Origin of the sequence: Micromonospora sp. L32 (genome assembly GCF_052068055.1) — a bacterium.
GTDB lineage: Bacteria > Actinomycetota > Actinomycetes > Mycobacteriales > Micromonosporaceae > Micromonospora > Micromonospora purpureochromogenes.
On the sequence record NZ_JBQHDD010000005.1, the window covers coordinates 238994 to 257955 of the forward strand.

Below are 18962 nucleotides of genomic sequence, written 5' to 3' on the forward strand. Positions count from 1 at the left end.
TCCCGGCGTCCCCACCCGTTGCCTCGCGCGGCACCGGCCGCACGTCCGACCCGATCATGCCCCCAGCGCCGCACGGCAAAGAAATGGCGAGGCGGCAGCTACGCCGAAATCACCGACGGACGAGCCGACCCGGCGAGTTCGGTGATGGAAGAAATTACTCTCTTCCCGCTGACGTAATAATGCGAATTGTTGCGCGGGAACTCCCCCCGCTCAGCCTCGGGGCAGCTTCCGAAGCCAGTCCCCGCTTACCGCACGCTGGAAATGGTCGAAACCTCGACACAAATGGAGATGGGTCACCCGGTCTGCGCAAGCTCGATGAATTTCCGGGACGAGGGCTCCACGCCGTGCTGGACCTGCCGGCCACACCGGATCACCGCCCGGTGAATTGGCTATCCCCGCCGGGCCCGTACGCCGTATGCGTCGCCTCGGGGCAGCGGGCCGACGTCAGAGCGGCGGCCGGGGCGCAGCGCCGCGTGCCGCTGGCCGGGGCCGGCGCCGTCGCGGGCGGCGAGGATGTCCGCGACCGCTCCGGTGGCGAATCCGTAGATGGACTTGTGCAGGACGTCGACGGCGAGCTCGCCGCGTGGCCAGGTCTGCGGTGGCGCCCCTACGCCGGTGGCGTTCTCCAGAATCTGATCGTTGGTCAACCGCACCACGGCGAACATCCCCGAGGCCCAGGCACCCCGCAGACCGGCCTGCGCCATGATGCTGCGCACCACGCCGACGAGCGCGCCCTGGCCGTAGTGCATCGCGAGGTTCCGCCACCGCGGCTGACGCGTCGGTGCCTCCGGCAGGCCGGTGAGCCGCGCCAGTACGCGGGCCGGCACATGGGAGTCGGGCCGCCCGGTCACCCGCTGCTCCAGCTTCTCCGCCACGGTCATCACCGCCGCCCCCGCCAGCCCGGCCACCAGCCCTTGCCACACCGCGCGCTTCACCATGGCGAACCCCTACCCGCCGGCCGCGCCCCCACACCCGAGATCGGTACGCGAGCCGGGATCGTGCGAGGTGTCGAGCAGCGTCGCGACGCCCGGCGGTCAGACCACCGTGAGGAGCAGCCTGCCCGGGAAGGAGGTCTGCAGGCGACGGTGCGCCTCCGCCGCCCGCCCCAGCGGGAACTTCTCGGCGACGTGCACCTCGAACGGTCCGGCCTCGATGAGTTCGTTGAGGCGCTGCAACTGCCGGGGCCCGGTCTCGCCGTCGTACGCCCGCACCGTCACGCCGGGCCGTTCGCTCGGTTCCGGTTGCACCCCGTGGGGGTACCCGAGCACGCCGCCGTCGCGCAGCGCCTCGGTGAGCTTGTCCAGCGTCTTGCCACCGGCCATCGCCAGCAGGCCGTCCACGCCGTCCGGCGTCACCTCCCGGATCCGCCGGAGCACCTCGGCGAGGTCACCGTGACCGTCGACGGCCAGATCGGCGCCGAGCCGGCTCACCAGCGCCACGCCCTCCGCCCCGGACGCCACGGCGACCACGTTGAGCCCCTGCCGCTTGGCCAACTGCACGGCCAGGTGACCCTGTCCCCCGCTCGCTCCGAAGATCAGCAACCACGCGCCGGCGGACAGGCCCAGCACGTCCAGGCCCGTCAGGGCGGTCAGCGCGTCGGTGGGCATGGCCCCGGCGTGCTCCACCGGCAGGCCCGCCGGCAGCTTCGCGACGTACTCGGCCCTGGTCGCCGCGTACTCGGCGTAGAAGCCGCCCTTCGGCCGGGTGTAGCCGTACACGTAGATCACGTCGCCCACGGCGACGTTGGTGACCTGCCGTCCGACTGCGGCGACGCTGCCGGCGGCCTCGGCGCCGGGCACCATCGGGAAGGTGGATCCCTCGGGCACCAGCGCGCCCTCCCGTGTCATGGCGTCCCACACCCCGACGCCGGCGCTCCACACCTTGATCAGAACCTCGTCGTCGGCGATCTGCGGCACCGGCAGGATCCGCGGGGTGATCACCTCCGGACCGCCGAACTCGTCGAAGGCCGCGGCCTGCATCTGCTCCGGCACGTCGCCGTCTGCCATCTGGAATCCTCTCCGCCCCGGTGTCGTGTGGGCACCGCATCGTCGAAGGCAGCATGCCGGTGCACCCGTCGCCGGGGGTCCCTGCGCGAGCGCCGTTCACCCGGTCGGGCTACCGGCCGCGAGCCCACCGGGCCTGCGCCGTGGACCAACTCCGCGTTGCCGGCGCCCGGAACACCCGGGCCGGCACAGGGTCCGGCGACCGATCGGCAGCAGTAAGATCGCTGGCACCCCGGCGAAGACACGTCCTCCCCCACCCGGAGCCCGCATGTCCGAGCAGCCCGCCACCGACGTCACCCGCCCCCGCAGGTGCCGTCGTCTGCGCGGTCGGGCCCTGGTCGGACTCCTTCGTCGGGGCGGGGCTGATCGTTCGTACCGAACTCTCCGCCCGGCCCTGGTCGTGGTGTGCCTGATCGCCGCGGCCGGGTTGCCGGCCGGATCGTCGGTGGCCGACGCCACCGGATCCAAGGCCCTGCGGGTGCTCCAGCTGAACCTCTGCAACAGCGGCCGGGCCGGCTGCTACACGGGCCGATCGGTGACCGAGGCCGCGGAGGTGATCGGCACCGAGCTGCCCGACCTGGTCACCCTCAACGAGATCTGCCAGGACGACGTGGCCGCGCTGGAGCACGCGTTCGCGGCCGGGCACGGCGGCGGCACAGTCGTCTCCGCCTTCAAGGCTGCCGGTGACCGCCCTACCGGCGCCGTCACCGAGTGCCGCAACGGGCAGCCGTACGGCGTCGGGCTGCTGACCCACCTTGCCGCGCCGTACCCGGGGCACACGGTGCACAGCGGGATCCACCCGACGCAGGATGTCACGGACCCCGAGGAACGAGCCTGGCTCTGCGTCCACGTCGCCGGCGTGCTGCACGCCTGCACCACACACCTGGCGGCGACCAGTGCCACCGTCGCGCTCGCCCAGTGCGCCCACCTGCTCGACACGGTCGTACCGATGATCCGCAGGAGCACCGGATACGCGCCCACCGTGCTGAGCGGCGACCTCAACCTCCGGCACGGCGGCTCCCCCGACGTGCGGTCCTGCGTGCCGCCGGGCTACCTGCGGATCGATGACGGCGCGGTGCAACAGATCATGGCGACAACCGACGTCACGATCTGTTGCAGCAGGTCGATAGGCATGCGCGGGGCTACCGACCACCCAGGGCTGTTGGCCACCCTCACGATTGACGACCGACGCCCCGCCTGGGCCGCCATCGCGCCGCGCTGGACACCCGCCCGCGTCGCCCCGCCCCGGCGAGCACGGTGGACGCGGCACCGCGCCGGTCAGGCGGCCGTCAACGGTCGCTGACGAGCGCGTCCGGGGCCCGCATCCGCCACGCATCGGTCACCAGCTCCCGTAGGCGCTCGACATCGACCTCTGCCAGACGCAGCATCACCAGCGGCCACCCCTCGTAGCCGGGTGTGGTGAAGAAGAGGTCGGGCTCGCCGAGAAGGAGAGCCTGCTTCTCGGCCTCGTCGCCGACGAACAGCACCGCGACGTCGGTCCGGATCACCCGTGGCTTCCCCGGCCTGCGCTCGGGATAGGACCAGACGAATCCCTTGTCGGCGACCCGGAAGTCGAAGCCCTCGCTGTCGACCTCCACCACGTGCGGCAGCGCCAGGGCTATCCGGCGGACATCATCGGCGTCAGCCATCGGGGTCCCTCCCGGTCGGATCCTCACCGGGCCGAGGTTACGCCGCAGCACCGACATTGATCATGTGCGCACGTTGCCGGCGTCTCGCCCATCGCGGAGGAGGCACCCATCCGGTTTGCGACAATCAACAGGCACGGACACCGAACCCGGCGCAGTCCGCCACTCGACCAAGAAGAGGTACGTATGCCACTTGACCATGACGCGTGGCCGACGCTGGAGGAGCTGCTGCGCGAGGAGGGCGAGTTGGAGCTGCCGGCTCTGTCGGAGTCGGACGCGTACGAGTTGGGGATGCGGGCGGTCGCCGCCGCGAGGGAGCGGCAGCTGCCGATCTCGGTGGGTGTGTGGCGGACCGGGCGCCAGTTGTTCCACTGCGGCTTGCCCGGTTCGACGCTGGACAACGACGGGTGGCTGCGCCGCAAGGGACGAGTGGTGATGCGGTTCGAGCACTCGTCGCTGTACATGGCACGGCTGTGCCAGGACAAGCAGGTGACCCTGGCGGAGAGATTCGGACTGCCGGCCGCTAAGTACGCGGCCGCCGGGGGCGCGGTGCCACTGCGCGTGCGCGGCACCGGCGTGGTCGGCTGGTTCGGCGTCTCCGGACTTCCGCAACTGGACGACCACCGCTTCGTCGTCGAGATGCTTCGCGGAACCTCGCGCTAGTCGTACACCGGGGCGGTAGGCACCCGGGCGTTGGTGGGCACGGGTCGGGGTTGACGGGCCACCGCCAGCGGCTCGTCAACCCCGACGATCTTGTCGGGGGCGGCGGTTAGCGTGTGGTCACTGTCGCCGCGCCGGCCACGTCGGGCCGGTCGCTGACCCCTCGGAGGCCCTCATGTCGCAGGAGACGACCTACCTCGAACTGTCCGAAGTGGACGGTGCGCACAAGTTCTACGAGGTCGTCGTCGAGGACGCCACGCTGACCGTGCGCTACGGCCGGATCGGCGACCAGGGGCAGGTCAAGGCGAGCGCCTATCCGGACAACGCGCGGGCCCGGGCGGCCGCGGCGAAGAAGATCGGGGAGAAGGTCCGCAAGGGGTACGCCCCGGCGGTCCCCGGCGTCAGAAAGAAGCGCAGCGTCTCCCGACGGCAGATCGTCAGCACCCGCTCCACCGCCCGCACCGCCCCGGTGCTGTGGCGCTACGACTCCGGTGCCCCCGCCTTCGGCATCTTCGTCGACGGGCAGCACTGCATGGTGGGCAACGAGCACGGGGTGATCACCACCCTCGGCCACGACGCCCAGGTGCGCAGCCAGGTCCGCCTCCCCGACGGGGTGAAGTGCATCGTCGCCGACGACGCCTGGATCTACGCCGGCTGCGACGACGGCAACGTCTACGACCTCTCCGGCAAGGTGCCCCGGGTGGCGTACGCGATCGCCCCGGAGATCGACATCTACTGGCTGGACATCCACGACGGCGTCCTGGGCGTCTCGGACGCCGACGGCGGGATCGCCGCAATCGACCACGAGGACGAGTTCCTCTGGCGCCGGCCCGGGCGGGGCCGCTCCGCCTGGATGGTGCGCTGCGACACCGACGCGCTCTACCACGGCCATTCCCAGGGGGTGACCGGCTACGACTGGCGTACCGGCCGCGAGCTCTGGCACACCAGCACCGGCTCGGTGCTCTTCGGGTGGCAGGAGCGCGGCAGCGTGTTCGCCGGGACGAGCACCCGCGAGGTGGTGCGGCTGGCCAAGGACGGTCGGGTCGAACGCCGCTACCGGTGCGACGCCCCGGTCTTCTCCTGCGCGACCGCGCAGGGCGGCCGGTACGTCTTCGCCGGCGACAGCCAGTCCTCGATCTACTGCTTCGACGCGGCGGGCACCCGACTGTGGAAGCTCGGCACGGGCTGCGGCTCGGCGTACTCCATGCAGTACCACGACGATCGGCTCTATGTCGTCACCACCGGCGGCCATCTGGCCTGCATCGACGCCAGCGAGCCGGCGATCCGGGCGGCCCAGGTCGGCGACGTGCCGCAGGTGCTGGACGTCAAGGCGCCCCGCCAGGCACCGCGGACCGTGGAGCCGACGGTGGTCGAGGTGACCAGCGACGCCGGCGTGGGCGTCGTCGTGCAGTGCCTGGACGATCGGGGGCGGCTGCGGGTCCAGGTGGTTTCCGACGGCTACCGGCGTGACTGGTCGGTGCAGTTCCCCAAGGGCATCCGCGAGCCGGGCGCCCGCTACCTGGTGACCGAGGTCCGCGAGTCCGGCCGAGGCGGGTTCTACCGGGCGTACGGCGACATCCGCCGGCTGCGCTGAGCACGCCCGCCTGTCGACGCCGTGTTGTTCCGGTCAGGTGCGGGCGGGTGACCACCCGTCGGCGACGGCGAGGGCGGCGTCGACGCCCTCGCCGTCGAAGAGCACCCCGTCCCGGTCCCCCGCGACGACCCGGTCGACGTACACCCCACGACCCTGGCCGGAGCCGTCGGTGCTGCTGCTCCAGCGCAGGTGGGTCGCCTGGTCGGGCAGCGCCACCGAGGCCTGCCACCAGACCCGGCCGCCGTACCCGGTGACCGTGCCGTCGCTGGTCCAGCGCCGGTCCCCGTGCCGCAGCAGCATCCGCGCCGGAGCCCACGTCCGGCCCCCGTCGGTGGAGACCTCGAACCGCATGCTGTCGTAGCGGGGCTCGGTGTCGTACCAGAGCAGGAAGCTCGCGGCGCCGCCGTGCGCGGCCCGGCGCAGCGGGGCGGTGAGGGTGACCGTCGCGAGGTCGCGCGGGTCGGCCCGCCAGGCCTCCCGCGACCGGGGCCGCACCGGCATCGCCTCGGCGAGGTCGCGGGCGACCGCGCGCCGGGCGACGTTGTTGCTGCCCCAGCCGCGGTCGGGGTGCACCCGGTTGCTCAGCAGGATGAGGAAGGAGTGGGAGAGCGGGTCGATGACGAGCGACGTGCCGGTGAAGCCGGTGTGCCCGAACGCCACCGGGGAGGAGAGCCCCATCATGTACCAGTGCTTGTTGAGCTCGAAGCCGAGCCCGCGATCGCTCTCCGGGTAGGCCGCCTCCAGCGGCGCGTTGTAGTTGACCAGCATCGCGCGCACCGTGTCCGCCCGGAGGATCCGTCGCCCGCGGTACTCGCCCCCGTTGAGCAGTGACTGGCAGAGGAGCGACAGGTCGGCCGCGGTGGAGAAGACCCCGGCGTGCCCGGCCACGCCCCCGAGCGACCAGGCGTTCTCGTCGTGCACCTCACCCCAGACCATGCCGCGCCCGGCGTACGGCTGGTACTCGGTGGCGGCGATCCGCGACCGCAGCTCCGGCCCCGGGTTGTAGCCGGTGTCGGTCATGCCCAGTGGCGCGGTGACACCGTCGCGGACCAGGTCGGCCAACGGCCGCCCGGTGACCCGTTCCACCAGCACGCCCAGCGCGATCAGGCCGAGATCCGAGTAGACGTAGCGGGTGCCGGGCGTCGCCCCGGCCGCGAGCGGCGTGGCCAGCGCGGCGGCGAACCGCTCGGCCGGCGTCGGGTACCTGCTCCACAGTGGCGTGAAGGCGGGCAGACCCGAGGTGTGGGTCAGCAGCATCCGTACCGTGACCGCCTCCTTGCCGCCGGCCGCGAACTCCGGGACGTAGCGGGCGACCGGGGCGTCCAGCTCCACCCGCCCCCGCTCGACCTGCTGCATGGTGACGATCGTGGTGAACAGCTTCGACACCGAGGCCAGGTCGAAGACCGTGTCGGGCCGCATCGGGATCTGCTGGTCGGCGGGAAGCTCCACCCCGACCAGCCCGGGCGGCGGTCCGACAGCGGCGTACCGGACCGCGGTGCCCACGGCGGCGTGCTGCACGACCACGCCGTCCTTGGCCGCCAGGACCACCGCGCCCGCGTACGCGGGATACCCGGGGTGGTCCGGCGTCGGCTGGAGATAAGCCGCCAGGTCGGCGGGGAGGCGGTCCACGGGCGCGGGGAGCAGACCGACCTCGCGGGCGCTGCCGGGCCGCAGCGTGTCCTGCCGGAAGTGGATGTCGGCGGGGGTGACGGCCGGCGGCCCGGCCTCGTCGCGCAGCGGCGCGCCGGCCGCCCCGGTGGCCGGCGCGGTCGTACCGAGGATGGCCACGGCCAGGCCGAGCGCGAGCCGGCGGAGCGCGGGCGGGCGGTGCAGCGGGCGGGACGACGTGGTCATGGCCACACTCCTCAGTAGAGCAGGTAGGGCTGGCGCTGGCGGTCGAACGCGGCCAGTTCGTCGGCCCAGGCGCCGACGACGTCGTCCACGTCGGCCCCGGCGTCGATCTGGGTACGCAGCCGGGGCGACCCGGTGAGCTTGTCGATCCAGTACGGGCGGACGGCGTCCCAGGAGTCACGCCGCCAGGCGAACGCGGGGTACTTGTGCGCCTCCACCAGCATCGCCACCGCGGTACGGATCGGGTCGTACACCGCCCGGTCGACGACCTTGACCTCGACGCCGGCGCAGAGCTTGTTCAACAGCGCCGGCTTCTGCCCGGCCGAGGTCGGTGCGAAGTACGCCTCGCGGAACTCGACTCCGGGCAGGTCCCGGGCGTTGAGGCGATCACTCCAGTGGTGGTCGAAGTCGGTCGCCAGCCCGCCGATCAGTTCGAACGGACGGCAGGTGCCGCGGCCTTCGGTGATCGACGCGACGCCCTCGAAGAGGCCGGTACCCGGGTAGACCAGCGCGGTGTCCGGGGTGGGCATGTTCGGACTGGGCATCACCCAGGGCACGTCGGTGTCGGCGGCGAGGCGGTCCCGCTTCCAGTGCTCGCACCGCACCACGTGCAGGTCCACCGGTCGTCCGGCTTCGACGGGCAGGAACGTGCCGTTGAAGAACCGGGCCAGTTCCCCGACGGTCATTCCGTGCTGCTGGACGATCTCCTTGAGGCCGACCCCGGAGGTGTACGGCGCGGTCATCATCGGCCCGTAGGCCCGCCCGCCGATCGGGTTCGGACGGTCCAGCACGACGTAGCGTTTGCCGACCCGGGCCGCGGCGACCATCGAGGTGTACATGGTCCAGATGTAGGTGTAGAAGCGGACCCCGACGTCCTGGATGTCGAAGACGACCGTGTCCACGCCCGCCTCGGTGAACATGCTCTCCCACCGGGCCAGCGAGGCGCCGTACGCGTCGTAGACGGGGATGCCGGTGCGCGCGTCGACGCCGGTGCCCTCGCTGCCTCCGGCCTGGGCCGAGCCACGGAAGCCGTGCTCGGGGCCGAACGCCGCGGTCAGCCGGACCTGGCCCGAGCCGTGCATCAGGTCGACGAGGTGGCGGTAGGCCCCGTCGACGCCGGTCGGGTTCGAGACGACGCCGACCCGCTGGCCGGCGAGCACGGCGAAGTCGGAGGCCACCAGTTGGTCCAGACCGGTGCGGACCCGCCGGACACCGGGGCTGCCCGCCGCGGGCGTCAGGGCCGCGCCGACGCCGAGCGCCCCGGCGCCGGTGCCGAGCGCTCCCGCGCCGACCGCGCCGGCGAGGAAATTCCTACGCTGCATGGGTTGCCTCCTACCAGGTCAGGCCGTGGCCGTAGGGGTAGAGCACGGTGCCCGGACCCTCGGCCGTGGGGATCGTGACGGGCAGCCGCCCCCGGGGGGACAGCTCGCCGTGCAGCGCGCGGACGAGTGCGTCCATCGCCGCCCGGGTGTACGAGTAGGTCGCCAGATAGGTGGTCACGTCCGGCAGGTGGGCGATGTCGTAGGGGTCCCGCACCGCCACCACCACCACGGGTTTGCCGGTGGCGAGCAACGCCGCGACGAGGCGCTGCTGGGTGGCCCGCGGATCGGTGATGGTGGTGTCCCACGCCTTGTTGACCAGCACGACGGTGAGGTCGTGCTCGGCCGCCTGGGTGGCGGTCGCGGCGATCACCGCGTCGGACGGCAGCGTGGCCGGCCGGGCGGTGGCCCGGGCGCCGCGGGCGGTGAACCCGTCGGCGACCGTCGCGACCGGAGCGAAGGCTGCGCTGTTCCAGCCGGTGACCAGCACCGACCGGCCGGTGCCGGCCAGCGGCAGCAGCCCGGCGTCGTTGCGCACCGCGGTGAGCGTCGGGTCGGTGACCTGGGTGACGGCGGCGAGGTGCCCGGGCGCCCCGACCGTCCGTACCGCCTGCTCGACGTCGACCAGCGGCGACCGGGCCAGCCCCTGCCGGTACTTCATGCCGAGGATGCGCCGCACCGACTCGTCGATCCGCCGCTCGGTCAGCTCGCCCGTGGTCACGGCCCGCAGCACCGCGTCCCGGGCCAGCGCGAGGTTCGGCGGCATCAGCAACTGGTCGGCGCCGGCCTTGATCGCCAGTACGGGCACCCGCTCGTCGCCGTACTTCTGCCGCACGCCGGCCATGTTCAGCGCGTCCGTGACGATGACTCCCCGGAAGCCGAGTTCACCGCGCAGCACGCCGGTGAGGATCGTCGGCGACAACGTCGCCGGGTCGCCGGACGGGTCGAGCGCGGGCACCACGATGTGCGCGGTCATGATCGATTCGACGCCCGCACTGATCGCCCGCCGGAACGGCGGCGCGTCGATCCGGTCCCACTCCGCCCGGCTGTGGTTGATCACCGGCAGGCCGGTGTGGCTGTCGGTGGCCGTGTCGCCGTGGCCGGGGAAGTGCTTGGCCACCGCGGTCACGCCGGCGCCGTCCTGGAACCCGGCGACCTGCGCGGCGGTCAGCTCGGCCACCAAAGTGGGGTCGGCGCCGAACGACCGTACCCCGATGACCGGGTTGCCCGGGTTGACGTTGACGTCGGCGATCGGCGCGTACGGCTGGTGGATGCCCACCGCGCGCAGCTCACGCCCGGTGATGTCCGCCGACGTGCGCGCGTCCTGCGGTGAGCGCCCGGCGCCCAGCGCCATCGCGCCGGGGAACTGCGCGGCGGGAGCGGGCATCCGCAGCACCGTGCCCTGCTCCTGGTCGGTGGAGATGAGCAGGGGGACGCGCCCCTTGCTGCCGTCGCCGAGGGCGGCCCGCTGGAGCCCGTTGGAGAGGCCGGCGATCTGACGTGGACTGTCCAGGTTGTGCGACCAGGAGAAGTAGCAGACGCCGCCGAGGTGGAACCGGTCGATGACCTCGGCCGGAGTCTCGACGCCGAACGCGGCGCGGTTCGCGGCGCGGTCGGCGGCCGTGGGCTCGGTGGCGTCACTGCCGTACACGTAGGTGGAGAAGAGCTGCCCGACCTTCTGCTCCAGGCTCATGTGCCGCAGCGTCGAGGTGACCCAGCCCTGCTCGGCGGTGGGCGGGAGCGGGGGCTCGGCCGAGGCGTGGACGGGGAGCGGCGCGAGGGTGGTCACCAGGGTGGCCATCAGGACGGTCGCGGTGACGGATCGGGTCTTCATAGACGACGACCTCTCAGTCCGGGTGGCTGAAACTTAGCTACATATGAATGAGCAGTCAAGAAGATTAGCTACGAAACTCGGGACTGGGCCGACCGGCCGGCCCAGCCCCGCCTGGGTGGTTCTGTCAGTGCCGCGACTGAGGTGGCGGTGGCGCAGTGGCGAAAACCAGGCGACCCCGCCGCCAGCCGGCCCCTCTCCCCCGGCGGCACCCTGTTGGTGGCCTATCTCTCCCGTGCCGGGGAGAACCACCACTGCGACGGCAGGCGCTTGACGATCGGCAACACCGAGGTCGTCGCGCGACTACGATCGGACGTGACCATGAAGCCGCACCGAGTCGCCGCCCCCGCGGCAGCCACTCCCACCACTCTCACCCTGGGAGTGGAGGAGGAGTTCCTGCTCCTGGACCCGGCAACCGGGGAGAGCCTGCCCGTCGCCGACCGGGTGCTGCACACGCTGTCGGGGACCGCTCGGGAGCAGAGCCGGCAGGAGTTCCGGCACAGCATGGTGGAGATGGTCACCCCCGCCTGCACCGACCTGACAGAGCTGCGCGAACACCTGGTCGCGCTGCGCGATGCCGCCGCGCGGGCGGCGGAGGCGGCCGGGGCGCGCCTCGTCGCGGTAGGGGCCACCCCGGTGTGCGAAGCCCACCGTACGGTGCCGGACGAGCAGCGCTACCACGCCATGTCCCGCCGGTTCGGTCCGGTGGCCCACGACCCCGCGGTCTGCGGCTGCCACATCCACGTCGGTGTGCCGGACCGGGAGCTGGCCGTGCAGGTGTGCAACCACCTGCGCCTGTGGCTGCCGGTGGTGCAGGCGCTCACCGCCAACTCCCCCCTGCACGACGGAAGGGACACCGGGCACGCCAGTTGGCGGTCCATGCAGCTGGAACGCTGGCCGAGCATCGGACCCACCCCGCACTTCGAGTCGGTCGCCGACTACGACGCCACCGTGCAGGAGTTGATCGCCGCAGGGATCATGCTCGACGCGGCGATGGTCTACTGGTACGCCCGCCCGTCCGCGGCGTACCCGACCGTGGAGGTCCGGGTCGGCGATGTCTGCCCCACCGTTGACGACACGGTGCTGGTCGCCGCGCTGGTCAGGGCGCTGGTCGCCACCATGGCCGACGACGTCCGCGCCGGGGTCCGCGCCACTCCGGTCCGGGACTGCCTGGTCGCCGCCGCCCACTGGCGGGCCGCCCACAACGGGGTCGACGGTGACCTCATCGACCTGCGGGGCGGCGGCGCCCGTCCCGCCTGGGACCTGATCGACGAACTCCTCGTCACCGTCGCGTCCGCGTTGACCCGGCACGGCGATCTCGATCTGGTGCTGCCCCAGCTCGACCGGATACGCCGGGACGGCACCGGCGCGACCCGACAGCGGCGAATCATGGCCCGCACCGACGGCGACGTCCAGGCCGTTCTGGAACACCTGACCGCCCAGACCACCGCCCACTGAACCCGCGGCCCGGTCGACCGAGCCGGACGAGCGAGCGCGCCGGGAGTCAGTGGATGTCGTGGGCTTGGAGCCAGAGTTCCAGCAGGCCGAGCTGCCAGAGCTTGTTGCTGCCGGCTGCGGCCTGCGCCTGGGCCGAATCGGCGAGCAGGTCGGCGACGTACCCGGGCCGGAACAGGCCGCGCTCCCGGGCGGCCGGCGCGGTCAGGGCCTCCTCGACGAGGTGCCGCACCGGCCCGTCGACGTTACGCAGGGCGGGCACCGGGAAGTAGCCCTTGGGCCGGTCGATCACCTCGGCCGGCAGCACCTCCCGGGCCACCTCCTTGAGCAACCCCTTGCCGCCCTGTGCCACCTTGTGCTCCGGCGGGCAGGCTGCGGCGAGGGCGACGAGGTCCTGGTCCAGGAACGGCGTGCGCACCTCCAGCCCCCACGCCATGCTCATGCTGTCCACCCGCTTCACCGGGTCGTCCGGCAGCATCAGGTGGGTGTCCAGGCGCAGCACCGCGTCCAGTGCGGTGTCCGCGCCGGGCGCGGCCAGGTGCGCGTCCAGCAGTTCGCGGCTGGCGTCGTGGTCGCACGCGTACGCCGGGTCGACCACCCGGTCCAGTTCCGCGTGGTCACGGTCGAAGAACGCGGCGGCGAACGCCTCGGCGGCGCCGTCGCGGGGTACCTGCGTGAGGGGCTGGTGGTAGGCGTAGCCGGCGAAGACCTCGTCGGCGCCCTGACCCGACTGGGCCACCTTGACCTGGCGGGCCACCTGCTCGGAGAGCAGGTGGAAGGCGACCACGTCGTGGCTGCCCATCGGCTCGGTCATCGCCTCGATCGTCCGGCGGACCGCCGGCACCAGGTCGTCGTTGCCGAGTTGGATGCGCTGGTGGTCGGTGCCGAAGGTGGCGGCGACCAGGTCGGAGTAGTGGAACTCGTCGCCCACCTCGCCGCCGCGGCTGTCGAAGCCGATGCTGAACGTCTGGAGGTGGTGCTGCCCGGCCTCGGCGAGCAACGCCACGATCATGCTGGAGTCCAGGCCGCCGGAGAGCAGCACCCCGACCGGTACGTCCGCCACCAGCCGCCGCCGCACGGCCGTGCGCAGCGCGTCGCCGGTCGCGGCCTGCCAGTCCCGCGTGTCCATGCCGGCGTGTGCCGGGTCCCGTTGGTAGTCGGGCTGCCAGTAGACGCGCTCGCGGCTGCTTCCGTCGGACTCCACCACCCGCACCGTGGCCGGGGGGAGCTTGCGCACCCCGCGCAGGATGGTCCGGGGCGCCGGCACGATCGAATGCCAGGAGAGGTAGTGGTGCAGCGCCACCGGGTCGATGCCGGTGTCCACGTCCCCGGCAGCCAGCAGGGCCGGCAGGGTGGAGGCGAACCGCAGCCGCCCCGGCGACTCCGCCAGGTAGAGCGGCTTGATCCCCAGCCGGTCCCGGGCCAGCACCAGCCGGCGCCGCGGCCGCTCCACGAGCACCACGGCGAACATGCCGACCAGGTGGTCGACGAAATGCTCACCCCACTGCGCGTACGCCACGAGGATGACCTCGGTGTCGCTGGTGGAGTGGAAGGTGTGCCCGGCCTCCCGCAGCTCGTCGCGCAGCTGGTGGTAGTTGTAGACGCATCCGTTGAAGACGAGCCCCAGCCCCAGGTCCTCGCGCACCATGGGCTGGCCGCCCGCCTCGGACAGGTCGATGACGGTCAGCCGGCGGTGTCCCAGGGTGACCCAGCCGTCGCTCCACAACCCTTCGCCGTCGGGGCCCCGGGAGCGCATCGCCTCGGCCATCCGGGTCACCGCGCCGGCGTCGGGGGTCGTGCCGTCGAACCTCGCCTCACCGCTGATCCCGCACATCTCACCGGTGCCCGATCGCTCGACGTGCACGCAACACGACAACACTCCTGCCACCGTCGTCTGCCGCTCGGCGATCGGCCGGCGGTACCGGAGCCGGCGACTACCCGAAGCCCATCCCGGGAAACCCGGCTGCCGACCTCGCGTTCTTCGGCGCACGCCGCCGGCGGCGACGGACGGGTGTACGACGGGCTTCCGGGGGTAGGGACAACTCCGGGTCAAGAAATGCGCCCTGAACCGCCGCTGCCGCACCGTCCTGTGGGCAGCGGGTGATCCCCGGTGAAGGGCGGAGGCGCCATGTCAACAGATCCGGACTCTCCCGAAGAACGAGGGCCTGCCCCATCCTGCGCCGAAGGGCGACCAGGAACACGTCAACCCATCATGTCGTTGTCGCTGAGCTGCGACGGCGCCACCAAGGTGATCACCGCCGGTGGCGAGATCGACATGAGCAACGCGCACCTGCTCGTGGAGCTGGTGGAGTTCCTCTGCCGTCCTCCGCTGCCCCCGATCGCGCTCGACCTGTCGACGGTGACCTACCTCGGTACGCCGGGAATCGATGCCCTGCGGCAGGTGCGCGAGCTGGTCACCTCGGCCGGTGGGCGGTTGACCCTCCGTGCGGCCCCACCCTTCGTGCGCAACATCCTCGGGGTGACCGGCGTGCCAGCGCAGCCCGATCTCGACATCGCCTCGGCCCGCGCCACGGCGACGGTACCTCCGGTCGTCACTCGCTTCCCGCTGGCCCGCGGGCACGGCGGCAGCCGGCGGTTGGCGCCACGAGGCTCCTTCGACGGCACTGTCCCTGCCGACCAGCCGGCGTCTGCCGGCTGACCGACACGTCCCCTCGACACCAGCGCCTGTTCGGGCGATTCCGCTCGACGAGCCCGGGCAGCACCCGACGAGCGCACCCCGACGCGAATGGAGAGACATGTTCAACCCGCTGGATCACAAGGGAATCCCCCTGGAGAGCCAGATCCGCAACTGGCGTGAACTGAACGTCGAACCGATCGATCCCGAGGCGGTCGACCCCTACACCCGGTGCCGGATCATCACGATGAACGGCATCGAGGTCGAGGCGATCAACTTCCAGCACCAGTTCGCCCGCGTCTGCCCGGACCAGGAGGTCCGGCGGCAGCTCGCGTACGTGCGGTACGTGGAGAGCCAGCAGCAGCGGGTGGTGAACTGGCTGCTGCCGGGGGTGGCGAGCGTGCTGGAGACGACCCTCGGCTACGAACAGGTGGCTGTCGACCTGACGGCCTGGGTGGCCCGGCACGAACCGGACCCCTACCTGAAGCAGGCGTACGAGTTCGGGGTGCTGGAGGACTTCGACCACCTGTACCGCTACGCGAACCTCTACGAGATGGTCGAGCGGCGCAAGGCGGAGAAGATCGTCGACGGCCTCACCGAGGTCATGCCGGGCCGGCCGACTGTGCAGGAGCACCGGCACCCGTTCGACGAGGTCCGTACCCCGTACGACCGGAACTCCGTCGACCCGCGCTCCAAGCTGAACGCGTTGACGATCCTCTCGGCCGAGCAGCAGGTGATGTTCTACTACATGAACGTCGGCCCCCAGTACATGGAGCCGATCGCGCGCCAGCTCTACCAGGAGATCAGCCTGATCGAGCAGGAGCACGTCACCCACTACGAGTCGCTGCTGGACCCGGGCGAGAGCTGGTGGGAGCGACTGCTGACCCACGAGTACAACGAGTGTTGGTTGTACTACTCGTTCCTGCAGCAGGAGAGCGACCCGCGGATCAGGGCGGTCTGGGAGCTGCACCTACAGATGGAGCTGGCCCACCTCCAGCAGGCGGCCGACCTGTTGCGCCGACACGACGGCCGCGAGCCGGAGGAGATCGTCGGCAGCGCCGGCCTGCCCGAGCCGCTCACCTTCGAACCGAACAAGGAGTACCTGCGCCACCTGCTGGCCACCCAGATCGACCTCACCAAACTCGGCGAGGGCTACGTCACGGAGGCGCACGAGCGCTTCGAGTGGATGCAGCAGCAGCTGCATGACGGTCAGCAGCCGCCCACCGAGCAGGTCATCGACATGCACCGCGAGCGCTTCGGCGACGAGTACCGCATCGAGACCGAGGGACCGCACCCGGTGGAGGGGCTGCGCGCCCGGGGAGGTAGCCATGCCTGACACCGACGCCCCGGCCACGCCCGGGCCCGAGGAGGACGTGGTCGACCTTCTGCTCGCCCAGCACGCGCGCGTCGAGCAGCTCTTCCTGCTGGTCATCGGCAGCACCGGCGACACCCGCCGGGAGGCGTTCGACGACCTGGTCCGGCTCCTCGCCGCGCACGAGACCGCCGAGGAGGAGATCGTCCACCCGCTGGCCCGGACCCTACCCGGCGGTGGCGGCGCCGCCATGGTCGACGACCGGCTCGACGAGGAGCGCCAGGCCAAGGAGACGCTGAAGACCTTGATCGCCGGCGGCGTCGAGGCCGACGGCTTCGACACCGGCATCATCCTGCTCCGTGACGCGGTGCTCACCCACGCCCGCTACGAGGAGCGCTACGAGTTCCCCCGGCTGCGACAGCACGTGCCGGCCGACCGGCTGCGTACCCTCGCCGCCACCGTACGCGCCGCGGAGGCCACCGCACCGACCCGACCACACCCGAGCGCGCAGTCGGCCAAGGGCAACCTGGCGGCCGGTCCCGCGCTGGCGGTCGTCGACCGGGTCCGCGACGCGCTCCGCAAGCCGTCCGCCGGCTGAAGAACCACGCGGCGACGCAGCCCGGCCGACCGGGAAGCGGGCGGCGAGCATCGGGGGCGACTCCGGCCCCCGATGCTCGCCAGTGCTCCTGACGGCTGCGCACCCGGTCAGCGGGCGGACCGCATCCAGTCCTGGTAGTGCGTGGGTGCCAGGTGTGCGTCCGGGCCCGCGATGAGCACGTCGCCGCTGACGGCCGCGAACATGCCGGCCCCGTCGTCCCTGACGACGTTCCGGTTGTCCTGCTGCGCGGCCAGGGTGACCTTGCCGAGGTCGTCGAGGGCGAAGACATCCGGGCCGGCGACGTTGCGGATGCCCTGCAGCGGCGTCCCGGTGGCTACGTCGACGACCGCGTCGACCACGTCCGCGGCGGCCATCGGCTGAACAGGGGTGGCGGGCAGCCGGACCGTGGTGTCGTCGGAGGTCCAGGACAGGATCGCGTTCACGAATTCGAAGAACTGGGTGGCACGCACGATGGAGTACGGCGTCGGTCCCTGCCGGAGCAGTTCTTCCTGCAGGGTCTTGGCGCGGTAGTAGTCGAGCTGGGGCACCTGGTCGACGCCGACGATCGAGAGGACCACCTGGTGCCGGACACCGGCGCGCTCCCCGGCGGCCAGCAGGTTGGTCATGGAGGTACGGAAGAAGCCGAGCGAGGCCTCGTCGAAGGTTGGCGAGTTGGAAACGTTGACAACGACGTCAGCGCCCTCCAGCGCCTGGTCCAGGCCCTCCCCCGTGAGCAGGTCGACGCCGGTCGACGGCGCCGCGGGGACGGCCTCGTGTCCGGCCGCGATCAGCTTCTGGACCACCTGCGAGCCAATCATTCCGGTACCACCGATGACTGTGAGCTTCATGGCTCTCACCCTTCCACGCGCGCCGCGCAGGCACGCCAGATTTGTCGAGGACCCCGCCTCGAACTCGGACAACTCTTGTCCGAGACAGTAATCGGATAAACTTTGTCCGAGTCAAGCGGGGGGTCGGATGAAGCTGTCAGGTGGGGTCGAGTGGGCACTGCACTGCTGCGTGGTGCTGACCACGGCGACGGAGCCCGTGCCGGCTGCCCGGCTGGCGGAACTGCACGATGTCTCCGGCAGCTATCTGGCCAAACAGCTGCAGGCACTCTCCCGCGCCGGCCTCGTGACCTCCGTCCAGGGCAAGGCGGGCGGATACGTCCTGACCAGGTCACCGGAACTGATCACCATGCTCGACGTCGTCACCGCCGTCGACGGCGCTCAGCCCGCGTTCGTGTGCACCGAGATCCGCCAGCGCGGCCCCCTGGCGACACCGCAGGAGGCCTGTACCCGGCCGTGCCCCATCGCCCGCGCGATGGCCGGCGCCGACGCCGCCTGGCGCGCCGCCCTACAGGCGATCTCCATCGCAGACCTCGCCAGCGGTGTCGACGACGACTACGGCCCTGCCGCGCTCGCCGGCTTGAGCACCTGGCTCACCGCGCGGAACGCGGGCGACACCGCGACCGGCGAGCAGGGGTGATCGCGGAGGGCGGCGGTCGGATCGGGCGTCCTTGACGGGACTCGGCCGGCATCGACCACTCGCTGCGCGGATCAGCGGAGGTGTGATCACGGCGAAGCCCCGACCGGCGGCCGGCTCAGCCGGCGCGGTGAGCCCGGGCGCACGGGCCGGAGACGATGATCGGCCGGTGGGCGAAGCTATGACTTCGCCCACCGGCCGACCCCCCTTGGTGGGGGAAATTGTCAAGGCTGCCGTCGGTCCTGTCGGTGCAGGTTCACGACGACGTCACCCACTGTCGCTGTCGCAGCGCACGCCGCGGTACTGCGCACGCGGTCCTATTCGCTGGCGCGTGACCGCTGCTGTTCGCGGTACTGCTCGACCGGCAGGCCGCCCCGGCCCCAGTTCTCGGTCTCGACCTCGTCGATGACGACGAAGGTCGAGTCCAGCGGCTTGTTGAGGACGTCGCGCAGCAGTTCGCTCACGCCCTTGATCAGCGCGGCCTTCTCCTCGGCGGTCGCCGCCGACGCGCCGGGCCTGCTGCCCTCGCGGGTGATCTGGATGTTGACGATCGGCACGGGATGCTCCTGTCTACGG

17 protein-coding genes are annotated in these 18962 nt (G+C 71.8%); 8 read left to right on the top strand and 9 right to left on the bottom strand.

The features are described 5' to 3' along the window. Window positions 1–389: 389 nt before the first annotated feature. Both ACTMTB_RS16000 and ACTMTB_RS16005 read right to left on the bottom strand, forming a co-directional pair. Complete coding sequence (locus ACTMTB_RS16000; protein ID WP_441146350.1) at window positions 390–938, bottom strand: hypothetical protein; 549 nt, start codon at window positions 936–938, stop codon at window positions 390–392. A gap of 96 nt (window positions 939–1034) precedes the next feature. Beyond that, complete coding sequence (locus ACTMTB_RS16005; protein ID WP_441146352.1) at window positions 1035–2006, bottom strand: quinone oxidoreductase family protein; 972 nt, start codon at window positions 2004–2006, stop codon at window positions 1035–1037. Window positions 2007–2271: 265 nt separating this feature from the next. Between ACTMTB_RS16005 and ACTMTB_RS16010 the strand changes: the two genes are divergently transcribed. After that, window positions 2272–3306 (top strand): endonuclease/exonuclease/phosphatase family protein, encoded by a 1035-nt coding sequence (locus tag ACTMTB_RS16010; protein WP_441146354.1) that lies wholly within the window; start codon window positions 2272–2274, stop codon window positions 3304–3306. Here the strand turns inward: ACTMTB_RS16010 and ACTMTB_RS16015 are convergent. Next, window positions 3293–3652 (bottom strand): MmcQ/YjbR family DNA-binding protein, encoded by a 360-nt coding sequence (locus ACTMTB_RS16015; protein ID WP_441146356.1) that lies wholly within the window; start codon window positions 3650–3652, stop codon window positions 3293–3295. The two genes, ACTMTB_RS16010 and ACTMTB_RS16015, sit on opposite strands and share 14 nt — an antisense overlap. Window positions 3653–3835: 183 nt before the next feature. On the opposite strand from ACTMTB_RS16015, the gene ACTMTB_RS16020 reads away from it, so the two are divergent. Both ACTMTB_RS16020 and ACTMTB_RS16025 read left to right on the top strand, forming a co-directional pair. After that, window positions 3836–4312 carry a heme-degrading domain-containing protein gene (locus ACTMTB_RS16020; RefSeq protein WP_441146358.1) on the top strand — a complete coding sequence of 159 codons (477 nt, stop codon included), beginning with the start codon at window positions 3836–3838 and terminating at the stop codon, window positions 4310–4312. A 172-nt stretch (window positions 4313–4484) separates the two neighbouring features. Then, the gene (locus tag ACTMTB_RS16025; protein ID WP_441146360.1) at window positions 4485–5903 is read left to right on the top strand and encodes a WGR domain-containing protein; all 1419 of its coding nucleotides are present in this window, start codon (window positions 4485–4487) and stop codon (window positions 5901–5903) included. 33 nt (window positions 5904–5936) lie between these two features. Here ACTMTB_RS16025 and ACTMTB_RS16030 read toward each other — a convergent pair whose 3' ends face one another. The 3 genes from ACTMTB_RS16030 to ACTMTB_RS16040 are packed head-to-tail and all read right to left on the bottom strand — an operon-like array spanning window position 5937 to window position 10907. Further along, window positions 5937–7757 carry a serine hydrolase gene (locus tag ACTMTB_RS16030; protein ID WP_441146362.1) on the bottom strand — a complete coding sequence of 607 codons (1821 nt, stop codon included), beginning with the start codon at window positions 7755–7757 and terminating at the stop codon, window positions 5937–5939. An 11-nt stretch (window positions 7758–7768) separates the two neighbouring features. Continuing rightward, on the bottom strand, window positions 7769–9076 hold the full coding sequence (locus ACTMTB_RS16035) for an exo-beta-N-acetylmuramidase NamZ family protein (protein ID WP_441146364.1): 1308 nt from the start codon (window positions 9074–9076) through the stop codon (window positions 7769–7771). Between the two features lie 10 nt (window positions 9077–9086). Continuing rightward, window positions 9087–10907, bottom strand: coding sequence for a glycoside hydrolase family 3 protein (locus ACTMTB_RS16040; RefSeq protein ID WP_441146366.1), 1821 nt, complete (start codon window positions 10905–10907; stop codon window positions 9087–9089). A 318-nt stretch (window positions 10908–11225) separates the two neighbouring features. Here ACTMTB_RS16040 and ACTMTB_RS16045 point away from each other — a divergent pair, with 318 nt between their 5' ends. After that, a complete protein-coding gene (locus ACTMTB_RS16045; RefSeq protein ID WP_441146809.1) occupies window positions 11226–12362 on the top strand; it encodes a carboxylate-amine ligase in 1137 nt (378 codons plus the stop codon). 46 nt (window positions 12363–12408) lie between these two features. Here ACTMTB_RS16045 and ACTMTB_RS16050 read toward each other — a convergent pair whose 3' ends face one another. Continuing rightward, the gene (locus ACTMTB_RS16050) at window positions 12409–14193 is read right to left on the bottom strand and encodes an N-acetylglutaminylglutamine amidotransferase (RefSeq protein ID WP_441146811.1); all 1785 of its coding nucleotides are present in this window, start codon (window positions 14191–14193) and stop codon (window positions 12409–12411) included. Between the two features lie 378 nt (window positions 14194–14571). On the opposite strand from ACTMTB_RS16050, the gene ACTMTB_RS16055 reads away from it, so the two are divergent. The 3 genes from ACTMTB_RS16055 (at window position 14572) to ACTMTB_RS16065 (ending at window position 16904) form a co-directional block, all read left to right on the top strand. After that, on the top strand, window positions 14572–15018 hold the full coding sequence (locus ACTMTB_RS16055; RefSeq protein ID WP_441146368.1) for an STAS domain-containing protein: 447 nt from the start codon (window positions 14572–14574) through the stop codon (window positions 15016–15018). 97 nt (window positions 15019–15115) lie between these two features. Then, a complete protein-coding gene (locus tag ACTMTB_RS16060) occupies window positions 15116–16330 on the top strand; it encodes a hypothetical protein (protein ID WP_441146370.1) in 1215 nt (404 codons plus the stop codon). Beyond that, window positions 16323–16904 (top strand): hemerythrin domain-containing protein, encoded by a 582-nt coding sequence (locus ACTMTB_RS16065; RefSeq protein WP_441146372.1) that lies wholly within the window; start codon window positions 16323–16325, stop codon window positions 16902–16904. The genes ACTMTB_RS16060 and ACTMTB_RS16065 overlap by 8 nt, the downstream gene beginning before the upstream one ends. A 107-nt stretch (window positions 16905–17011) precedes the next feature. Here ACTMTB_RS16065 and ACTMTB_RS16070 read toward each other — a convergent pair whose 3' ends face one another. Continuing rightward, window positions 17012–17824: an SDR family oxidoreductase gene (locus ACTMTB_RS16070; protein ID WP_441146374.1), complete on the bottom strand. Its 813-nt coding sequence runs from the start codon at window positions 17822–17824 to the stop codon at window positions 17012–17014. Between the two features lie 55 nt (window positions 17825–17879). Here ACTMTB_RS16070 and ACTMTB_RS16075 point away from each other — a divergent pair, with 55 nt between their 5' ends. Then, window positions 17880–18389 (top strand): RrF2 family transcriptional regulator, encoded by a 510-nt coding sequence (locus ACTMTB_RS16075; RefSeq protein WP_441146376.1) that lies wholly within the window; start codon window positions 17880–17882, stop codon window positions 18387–18389. Window positions 18390–18703: 314 nt separating this feature from the next. Here the strand turns inward: ACTMTB_RS16075 and ACTMTB_RS16080 are convergent, their stop codons facing one another. After that, complete coding sequence (locus ACTMTB_RS16080; protein ID WP_441146378.1) at window positions 18704–18943, bottom strand: tautomerase family protein; 240 nt, start codon at window positions 18941–18943, stop codon at window positions 18704–18706. Window positions 18944–18962 lie beyond the last annotated feature (19 nt).

Excerpts from the sequence above, each read along its gene's own strand:
- ACTMTB_RS16000 (WP_441146350.1), bottom strand. The coding sequence starts at position 938 with ATGGTGAAGCGCGCGGTGTGGCAAGGGCTGGTGGCCGGGCTGGCGGGG.
- ACTMTB_RS16005 (WP_441146352.1), bottom strand. The coding sequence starts at position 2,006 with ATGGCAGACGGCGACGTGCCGGAGCAGATGCAGGCCGCGGCCTTCGAC.
- ACTMTB_RS16010 (WP_441146354.1), top strand. The coding sequence starts at position 2,272 with ATGTCCGAGCAGCCCGCCACCGACGTCACCCGCCCCCGCAGGTGCCGT.
- ACTMTB_RS16015 (WP_441146356.1), bottom strand. The coding sequence starts at position 3,652 with ATGGCTGACGCCGATGATGTCCGCCGGATAGCCCTGGCGCTGCCGCAC.
- ACTMTB_RS16020 (WP_441146358.1), top strand. The coding sequence starts at position 3,836 with ATGCCACTTGACCATGACGCGTGGCCGACGCTGGAGGAGCTGCTGCGC.
- ACTMTB_RS16025 (WP_441146360.1), top strand. The coding sequence starts at position 4,485 with ATGTCGCAGGAGACGACCTACCTCGAACTGTCCGAAGTGGACGGTGCG.
- ACTMTB_RS16030 (WP_441146362.1), bottom strand. The coding sequence starts at position 7,757 with ATGACCACGTCGTCCCGCCCGCTGCACCGCCCGCCCGCGCTCCGCCGG.
- ACTMTB_RS16035 (WP_441146364.1), bottom strand. The coding sequence starts at position 9,076 with ATGCAGCGTAGGAATTTCCTCGCCGGCGCGGTCGGCGCGGGAGCGCTC.
- ACTMTB_RS16040 (WP_441146366.1), bottom strand. The coding sequence starts at position 10,907 with ATGAAGACCCGATCCGTCACCGCGACCGTCCTGATGGCCACCCTGGTG.
- ACTMTB_RS16045 (WP_441146809.1), top strand. The coding sequence starts at position 11,226 with ATGAAGCCGCACCGAGTCGCCGCCCCCGCGGCAGCCACTCCCACCACT.
- ACTMTB_RS16050 (WP_441146811.1), bottom strand. The coding sequence starts at position 14,193 with ATGTGCGGGATCAGCGGTGAGGCGAGGTTCGACGGCACGACCCCCGAC.
- ACTMTB_RS16055 (WP_441146368.1), top strand. The coding sequence starts at position 14,572 with ATGTCGTTGTCGCTGAGCTGCGACGGCGCCACCAAGGTGATCACCGCC.
- ACTMTB_RS16060 (WP_441146370.1), top strand. The coding sequence starts at position 15,116 with ATGTTCAACCCGCTGGATCACAAGGGAATCCCCCTGGAGAGCCAGATC.
- ACTMTB_RS16065 (WP_441146372.1), top strand. The coding sequence starts at position 16,323 with ATGCCTGACACCGACGCCCCGGCCACGCCCGGGCCCGAGGAGGACGTG.
- ACTMTB_RS16075 (WP_441146376.1), top strand. The coding sequence starts at position 17,880 with ATGAAGCTGTCAGGTGGGGTCGAGTGGGCACTGCACTGCTGCGTGGTG.